This is a genomic window from Microbacterium sp. Bi128 (assembly GCF_918698205.1).
This window is the reverse complement of sequence record NZ_CAKKMM010001179.1, coordinates 1-1609: the sequence shown is the minus strand read 5'-3', so window position 1 is coordinate 1609 and position 1609 is coordinate 1. Positions and strand designations below refer to the sequence as shown.

General features: G+C 69.3%; 2 protein-coding genes. Both read left to right on the top strand.

The window, feature by feature from the left end; genetic code table 11:
- Nucleotides 1-1361: depupylase/deamidase Dop (gene dop / locus LQV45_RS31010; protein ID WP_230011145.1), on the top strand; the 1361-nt coding region annotated here is incomplete at its 5' end.
- Between the two features lie 90 nt (nt 1362-1451).
- Nucleotides 1452-1609: ubiquitin-like protein Pup (locus LQV45_RS31005; RefSeq protein ID WP_230011147.1), on the top strand; the 158-nt coding region annotated here is incomplete at its 3' end.

The following is a 1609-nucleotide window of genomic DNA, read 5'->3' as shown; positions in this document are numbered from 1 at the left end:
CCGAGGCGATCGCCCTCGCCTACGGGCGGCAGGAACTCGAGGCCGACGGCGAGGACGAGTCCGGCACGCTGCTGATGAACATGGTGCTGGGCAACGGCGCACGGTTGTACGTGGACCACGCCCACCCGGAGTATTCCAGCCCCGAGGTGACCAACCCCCGCGCCGCCGTCACGTGGGACGCCGCCGGCGACCTCGTGGCACTGGCCGCGGTCCGGCGCCTCGCTGCGGATCCCGAACTGCCGCCCATCAACCTGTACAAGAACAACACGGACAACAAGTCGGTCTCCTACGGCTCGCACGAGAACTACCTGATGCCCCGCTCGGTGCCGTTCGGCGAAATCGTGCGCGGCCTCACGCCGTTTTTCGTCACCCGGCAGATCACTTGCGGTGCCGGACGGGTGGGCCTCGGGCAGGACAGCGCCCGGGCCGGCTACCAGATCAGCCAGCGCGCTGACTTCTTCGAAACCGAAGTGGGCCTGGAAACCACCATCCGCCGCCCCATCATCAACACCCGGGACGAGCCCCACGCCACCGCGGACAAATACCGCAGACTGCACGTCATCATCGGCGACGCCAACCTCAGCCAGGCCTCCAACTTCCTCAAGTTCGGCACCACCGCGATGGTCCTGAGCCTGATCGAGGCCGGGCTGGCGCCGCGGATCGAAGTTCATGAGCCCGTCGCCGCGCTGCAGGCCGTCAGCCACGACACCTCGCTCACCGGGTTGCTGCGCCTGGGCGACGGCCGGCGGATCAGCGCCCTGGACCTCCAGTGGATCTATTTCGAGGCCGCCTCCAAGCACGCGCAGGACACCGGCGTCGCGGACGCCGTGGACGGTGACGGCCACACCCACGAGGTCCTGGAGCGGTGGTCCGCCACGCTGAGCGAACTCGGCGGTGACCGGGCGGCGGCCGCATCCTCAGTCGAGTGGCTCGCCAAACTGTCCCTGCTCGAGGGCTACCGCCAGCGTGACGGCCTGGGCTGGGACAACGCACGGCTGGGCCTCGTGGATCTGCAGTGGGCCGACATCCGCCCCGAAAAAGGGCTCTACTACCGGCTGCTGGCGCGCGACCGGATGCACCGAATCGTCGACGACGCCGCGATTGCCCGTGCGGTGACCGAACCGCCGTCGGACACGCGGGCGTACTTCCGCGGGCGCTGCGTCAGCAGGTTCGGTGCAGACCTCGCGGGGGCCAGCTGGGACTCGGTGATCTTCGATGTCCCCGGCCGCGGCAGGCTCCAGCGGGTCCCTACCCGCGAGCCGCTGCGCGGGACCGAAGCCCTCACCGGCGGCCTGTTTGCCCGGCACCGGGAGGCCGGGACGTTCCTGGCGGAACTGCTCGGGCTCAGCCCCGGTTCCTGAAAACAAAGCCCCCCGCGGGCGCCCCGGGCGTGGCACTATTGCTACAGGATGTCCCTTAGGAGAAAAGGGACGGACATGAAGGAGAAAACAATGGCAGGCCAGGAGCAGCAGCAGCCGCAGTCGCGGGACACCGAGGTTGACGAGGACGTCCCCGCCGCGCCGCCGGCCCCGGCGGACGCCCAGGCGTCGGCAGCCACCCAGGGCGTCGATGATCTCCTCGATGAGATCGACGGCGTGCTGGAGTCCAA